The 6,344-nt window shown below is 38.2% G+C and carries 6 protein-coding genes; 5 read left to right on the top strand and 1 reads right to left on the bottom strand.

The features are described from left to right. The coding region (locus DMC01_RS11765; RefSeq protein WP_221887160.1) for a hypothetical protein at positions 1-975 on the bottom strand (975 nt) is incomplete at its 3' end. Positions 976-1,115: 140 nt separating this feature from the next. Between DMC01_RS11765 and DMC01_RS11770 the strand changes: the two genes are divergently transcribed. The 5 genes from DMC01_RS11770 to DMC01_RS11790 all read left to right on the top strand — a co-directional run. Beyond that, a complete protein-coding gene (locus DMC01_RS11770; protein ID WP_142694391.1) occupies positions 1,116-1,874 on the top strand; it encodes an endonuclease III domain-containing protein in 759 nt (252 codons plus the stop codon). 57 nt (positions 1,875-1,931) lie between these two features. After that, positions 1,932-2,753 (top strand): bifunctional hydroxymethylpyrimidine kinase/phosphomethylpyrimidine kinase, encoded by an 822-nt coding sequence (gene thiD, locus DMC01_RS11775; protein ID WP_142694395.1) that lies wholly within the window; start codon positions 1,932-1,934, stop codon positions 2,751-2,753. Positions 2,754-2,856: 103 nt separating this feature from the next. Further along, positions 2,857-3,477 (top strand): thiamine phosphate synthase, encoded by a 621-nt coding sequence (thiE, locus tag DMC01_RS11780; protein WP_142694392.1) that lies wholly within the window; start codon positions 2,857-2,859, stop codon positions 3,475-3,477. Between the two features lie 178 nt (positions 3,478-3,655). Beyond that, positions 3,656-4,321: a uroporphyrinogen-III synthase gene (locus tag DMC01_RS11785; RefSeq protein WP_142694393.1), complete on the top strand. Its 666-nt coding sequence runs from the start codon at positions 3,656-3,658 to the stop codon at positions 4,319-4,321. A 377-nt stretch (positions 4,322-4,698) separates the two neighbouring features. Continuing rightward, positions 4,699-6,344 (top strand): hypothetical protein (locus DMC01_RS11790; protein WP_142694394.1); only part of this gene is annotated, 1,646 nt, incomplete at its 3' end.

The following is a 6,344-nucleotide window of genomic DNA, read 5'->3' on the forward strand; positions in this document are numbered from 1 at the left end:
GTTTTCTTGCCCTTCCTCACCTTTTTGATATGTATCTTTTACTTTATAAGTGCTTTGCTCCTCATAAACAAAGGCTTTAAGCATTATTTCTTGCTCTAAATCTATGGTGTAAATCTCATTTTGTGAATTTGACAAGCTATCTTTATCATCAATGAACTTGCCATCTTTATCCTTTTTATAAGCCTTGATAAGCCCTATGTTTAAAGCTTTTTTCATAGGACTAAGCTCACAAGGGATAAATTCACAGTCGCACATAGCAGCTAGGGTATTAACCTGATAAAGCTTGTTAAACAAGGACACAAAGCCTTTGTTGTAGGTTCTTTCTTCTTTTGAGTTGTTGTTTGTTGTGGCTGTGTTGTTTGCTGTGCTTGTTGTAGTCCTTTCAAGGGTGTTTGCGTTCTTTTCTGTGTTTGTGAAAGCTACGGTAGTTGCTGTGTTGTTTGTTGAGTTGATTTGTGTTGAATTTGTGATGTTTGCTGAATTTGTGTTGAGAGTGCTGATGGGGGCTATGCTTGTTGTATTTATAAGCGAGTTTGTGTCTATGCTTGTGGCTGTGGTGTTTGAGGCTATGTTTGTATTTTCAAGGATGTTTGCTGTGTTTGTGTTGAAAGTGCTGATTGAGGCATCGCTAGTATTTTCAAGTGCAGCTTTGTTTGTGTTGAAGGTGTTAAGTGAGGCTGTGCTTGTATTTGTATTTTCAAGGATGTTTACTGCGGCTTTATTTTTTTCTATATTTACCACCCCTCTGGTAATTTGGCTTAAGCCTATGAAGACTTGCTTAAAGAGATATTTTTCATAAACTCTATCTTCTATGATAAATTCATAAAGCCCCTCCTCATAAGCCTTGACACAGTTGATTATTTCATAATTATCTTTTAATTTTTCAATATATAATTTTAAACCATCCTTTAAGCCTCTTATAGTATAACTTTTATTCTCTTTGTCATTTACTCTTAATTTAATTTGTCTTGGCATTTTAGTCTCTTAGTTTTTTAATTTTTGGCATTGTAATTTGTTAAATTCAAGTTTTGAATTTTAGCAAGATTTTTGTGTTTTAGCTTGAATTTTATCTTTGATTTATTAAAATTCATAAAATCTTGATGATAAGGATGACAATGAATGGTGCGACAATTTTTAGATTTTTATGTGGCTTAAAGCTTGAATTTAGCGAGTTTGATTGGCTTGAAAATAGGGGTTTGAGTGAATTTGAGCTGTTAATTTCGGTGATTTTAACCCAAAATACAAATTGGAATAATGTCTTAAAGGCACTTGAAAATGTGCGAAAGGCTAAAATTCAAAGCCTTGAAACCCTAAATGAGCTTGAAATAGAGCAAATTGCAGAGCTTATCAAGCCAAGTGGCTTTTATAATCAAAAGGCAAAGCGCCTTAAAGGCTTTGTAGAAAGGCTTTTAAGCGAGTTTGAAAGCCTTGAAAATTTCAAAGAAAATGTCAGCAGACAGTGGCTTTTAAGCGTGAAAGGGCTTGGCTTTGAAAGCGTTGATAGCATTTTAAATTATTTGTGTCAAAGAGAAATTCTAGTCGTAGATAGCTACACAAACCGCCTTGCAATCGCACTTGGGTATGAGTTTGAAAGCTATGAGGAGCTGCGTGAGTTTTTTCAAAGCGGGATTGAAGAGGGGCAAGACACACTTTGCGAGTGCCTAAAAAATAGTGGCTTTGTAGGCTTTAAGGGTAAAAATCTTTTAAGTAGCAAAACAACAAATTCAAAAAGCAAAGACTCAAAGGGCAAAAAATTCGCACTTTACGAGCTTTATCAAATCTTTCACGCTCAAATCATAGCCTTTGGCAAGGCTTATTTTAAGGGCAAAAATCTAAATGACGAGGGAAAAAAACTCTTAGCTAAATTATCATAAATTTTATTAACACAAAAAACATATAATTTTAAAAATCAAAATTTGGAGAAAACGATGATAAAGGCTATAGGTTCAAATTTAACGCCCATTTTAACCATTGCAGGAAGTGATTGCAGTGGGGGTGCTGGAATTCAAGCGGATTTAAAGACATTCAGTGCTTACAAGCTCTTTGGAATGAGCGTTGTAGTAAGCGTGGTGGCTGAAAACACCGCTCGCGTGGTATCTTGCTTTGATGTATCTACTCAAAGTGTCGATGAGCAAATGCTTTGCGTATTTGAGGACATACCCCCAAAGGCTGTTAAAATAGGTATGCTTCCCTCAAAAGAGCTTATGAGCTGCGTGGCTGAGAATTTAAAAAGATATAAGCCCCAAAACATAGTCATAGACCCTGTGATGTTTGCTAAAAACGGCTATCCCCTAATGGCTACTGAAAATGCTGAATTCTTTGCCAAAACTATGCTGAAATTTGCCGACATACTCACCCCAAATATCCCAGAGGCTGAATTTTTATGCGGTTTTAAGATAAAAGATGAAAAGGATATGCAAAAAGCGGCGATTGCCTTGTGCGAAAAGGGTGCAAAAGCCGTGCTACTCAAAGGAGGACACAGAGAGGACAATGCAAATGATGTCTTTTTTGACGGCTCAAAGGCACACACCCTTCAAAGCGACCGCATAGACACCAAAAACACCCACGGCACAGGCTGCACCCTAAGCTCAGCCATAGCCTCAAATTTAGCCCTTGGCAAGGATAAATTTGAAGCCATCAAAGCAGGAAAGGACTTTGTCTTCAATGCCATCTTATACTCTTTAAGTCTTGGCAAGGGTTGTGGTCCTACAAATCACTTTTTCAAGGATTTTAAGGCAAATGAGGCGATTTAAAGCTAGTTTTTTAAGTGCTTTTAGGCTTTGTTTGTGTCTGAGGGCTAGTTTTTTCAAGGCTTTTAGGCTTGATAGCTTTTAAAGCCTTGAGAAATGAGTAAAGATGATAGATTTAAGCCTTTATCTAGTAGCAAGCCTTGGTAAAAACACGGTTGCAAACTTTTTAAACATAGTTGAAAACGCCATAAAAGGCGGTGTGAGTGTGGTTCAGCTTCGAGAGAAAAATTTAAACTCGCGTGAATTTTACACCCTTGCCCTTGCCTTAAAAGCCCTTTGCGATGAGCTTAAAACTCCCCTAATCATAAACGATAGGCTTGATATAGCCTTGGCTGTAAATGCCACAGGCGTGCATTTAGGGCAAGAGGATTTGCCCATAAGCCTTGCAAGAAAGATTTTGGGAGAGGACAAAATCATAGGTTTAAGTGCGAAAACGCCCTTGGAGCTTGAAAATTGTGATGGAGCGGATTATGTGGGCTGTGGGGCTGTATTTGAAAGCCCTACAAAGGATAGCTCGGTTATAGGCGTAGCTGGGCTTAAGGCACTTTGCGAAAAAAGCCCCTTGCCTGTGGTAGCCATAGGCGGTATCAATGAGGGCAATGTTTGCGAGCTAAAAGGCTGCAAGATAGTAGGCATTGCGGTAAGTTCAGCGATAATGAGGGCTAAAAATCCTCTTTTAACAAGCAAAAACCTAAAAAAAGAATTTGACAAGTTTAGCAAGGGCTGAATTTTAAGCACGGAGTAAGAGCTAATTGTAGCTTAAACAAGTTTCGTTTTTTATGAGCTTGGGCATTTTTGCGCTAATAAATTTATAAAATTCAAACAAAGACTTAAATTTTAGCCTTTCAAAGACTTTTTAAAGCTGTGTTTTTCACGCTAAATAATTAAATTTAAGAAGGACAAGGATGATTTATCTAATAGGCAAAGACCGTTTCATAGGCGTTAAAAATATCATTTTAAATAAAATTAAACTCTTGCCCTTTACTGTGAATTTAAGGGACTTTGACGCCCTAATAATCACCTCCAAAAATGCCCTTCGCTCACTAAAAAGATCTCAAAATGCTCTAAATTCAAGCATTTTAGTTTATGCTCTTGGCAAAGAAAGTGAGCTTTATGCTAAAAAAATGAGCTTTACAAATATCAAAACCCCGCCAAAAGCCTACGGCAAGGATTTATTTCAGGCTTTCAAAAATGAATTAAGGGGCAAAAAATGCCTTTATTTAAGGGCTAAAAAAATCGCTTCAAATTTAGATAAGTTGCTTTTAAATGAGGGTGTGAATTTGACACAAATCATAGCTTATGAAAAGATTTATGAGCCACCACTTATAAAAATGAAGCTTCAAAGCCCTGCTGTTTTTATATTTAGCGCACCCTCAAATGTGATAGATTTTTTCAAAAGCTATGATTTAAAAAAAGATGATAAATGCGTAGCCATAGGACAAAGCACAGCAAATGCCTTAAAAGAAGCCTTTGAGTTAAAAGACAAAAGAAAGAAAAATAAGCCTCAAATCTTTATGCCCCAAACTCAAAGCATCAAGGCTTGTGTGGCTTTGGCTAGGGATTTGGCTTGAGTGTTTGCGAATTGTAGCTTGAATTTTTTGCAAATTTGAGCTTGAATTTTGTGTATTTTTGTTTGAATTTTACGAATTTTTGCTTGATTTTTTGCTAATTTGAACTTAAATTTTGCTAATTTTAATTTGAATTTTTTGCTTGAATTTAAGGCATTTTCTTCGTTAAATTTCGTTAAACTCAGCCAAAAAGCTGAATTTAATTTGCCCTTTTTTGATTTGCCACAAAAAATTCAGCTTTTTTGTAAATTTTTTAAATTTTGTGGGATTTGTTAATCAAAATTCAATCAATTTTATTGTATCATTAAGGCAAATTCATTGTGTCGCTAATTTGACGATATTACAAGACTATAAGCGATTATCGCTGGGGGGGGGGCTTGATGAAAGGGCATTTTAAAAAGCATTTTTTAAATCTTTTAAAAAAGCATTGCCCTTTAAACACGCACTCAAAATCTTTAAAACCCCAAGCAAACAAGCATTTCAAATTTTCGCTTTTAAAAACTTGTTTTATTAGTTTATTGTGCCTAAATTCAGCCCTTGGAGCTACTCACACCTATGTTCTTAACTCTCAATCCGTGATTTTGCAAACCAACGAGCAACGCACAGATACAGCCATTTCGCTTCCCGCTAGACCAAGCTATGATATGACGACCTTTAACTGCCGAAGTGGTGGCAGTGGCGACTGCAATGTAAGGACGAGTTTGAGCATTCAAGGTGCAAGTGGGGCTAAATACACCCTGCAAATCAACGACAAAACCACCACCTTTTTCGCTAATTCTTTGAGTTTAAGCTCGGGGGCAAATGTCTTACTCAACGGCTTTCATACAATTTCATTTGAAAGGGGTGCGACTGTGAGCGTAGGCGAGGGCTCAAGCCTTGTCATTAGCAACAGCGGTAGCACGCAAATCAACGCCCAAGGCAGTGAATATGGGGGCTTGACAAAGGTTCGCTTTTCGCCTGATGTCAATTTGAATTTAAGCTCAAATTCTAGCGTTGATATAAGCAATATCATCTTTTTCAGCTCTCAAGGTGGCGTGAATTTAGGCTCAAATTCAAGGCTTAACATACAAGCACCCATCATTCGCTTTGAAAAATCCTTTACAAACAACGGCGGCACGGCTAATTTTACCACAGGATTAAACGATAGCCAAGTAAAAGTCGGCGTTTATAATGTAGAAAATGACGGCGTGGCAAATTTTACGCAAAATGGCGGCACGACAACGATAAACGGGCATTTTTACAACGGCGGACAAACAGTTGCTGACGGCGGTGCCTTTGGCGTGCAAGACCCTGTGGCAAAAGGTGGGGGAAATCTTGTGTTAAATGGTGGCACTATGAGCGTTACAGGAAAGCTAATCTCGCAAGGCGATGGATTAAGCACCTTTCAAAGCTCAAGCATAAGCATTTACGGAGCTACGCTCATAGTGGGTGGGGGTTTGCAAAACAAAGAAGGCTCGACAATCACCTTTGGCATAGGCTCAAATAGCCAAATGGGGCAGTTTCAAGGTGCTTTGCAAAACGAAAATGGCGTTGTAGCCGTTGATATAAAGGGTATGAACGCAGGGCAAAGCTATCAAATCATCAAAGGCACGGCGAGCGGATTAAGCGGTGTGAGTTTGGTTGGGGCGAATTCGCAGTATTTTACCGCTACTTACAACAGCGGAAGCGTTATCATCACAAAAAACGGCGACCCCTTGCCGCCTGACCCAAGCCCGCCTACTCCAGACCCTGACCCGCCTACGCCTGACCCCACGCCTAAACCTAGTTTTGATGATTATAAAAACAGCCTAAACCCTCATCAAAAAGGCATTTTAAACGCACTTTCTTTGAAATTTGGTAGCGATGATAAACTTTTATTAAGCGGCGTTGATACAAGCGAAGCCACTTTAAACGACACCAACAAAGCCATAAAAGATGGCGTTATAGCAAGCCCAAAGGGTATGATAAATGCTTTCAAGGGAGATACTTTGCTTGCTCCACTTAGTAAAACAGGCTTTGAGGCAAGGTATTTTGCAGCTAGTAATTT

Source organism: Campylobacter troglodytis (assembly GCF_006864425.1).
Lineage (GTDB): Bacteria > Campylobacterota > Campylobacteria > Campylobacterales > Campylobacteraceae > Campylobacter_D > Campylobacter_D troglodytis.

Bases quoted from the DNA above. Each gene is read 5' to 3' on its own strand.
- thiE (WP_142694392.1), top strand. From the start codon at position 2,857: ATGATAGATTTAAGCCTTTATCTAGTAGCAAGCCTTGGTAAAAACACG.
- DMC01_RS11785 (WP_142694393.1), top strand. From the start codon at position 3,656: ATGATTTATCTAATAGGCAAAGACCGTTTCATAGGCGTTAAAAATATC.
- DMC01_RS11770 (WP_142694391.1), top strand. From the start codon at position 1,116: ATGAATGGTGCGACAATTTTTAGATTTTTATGTGGCTTAAAGCTTGAA.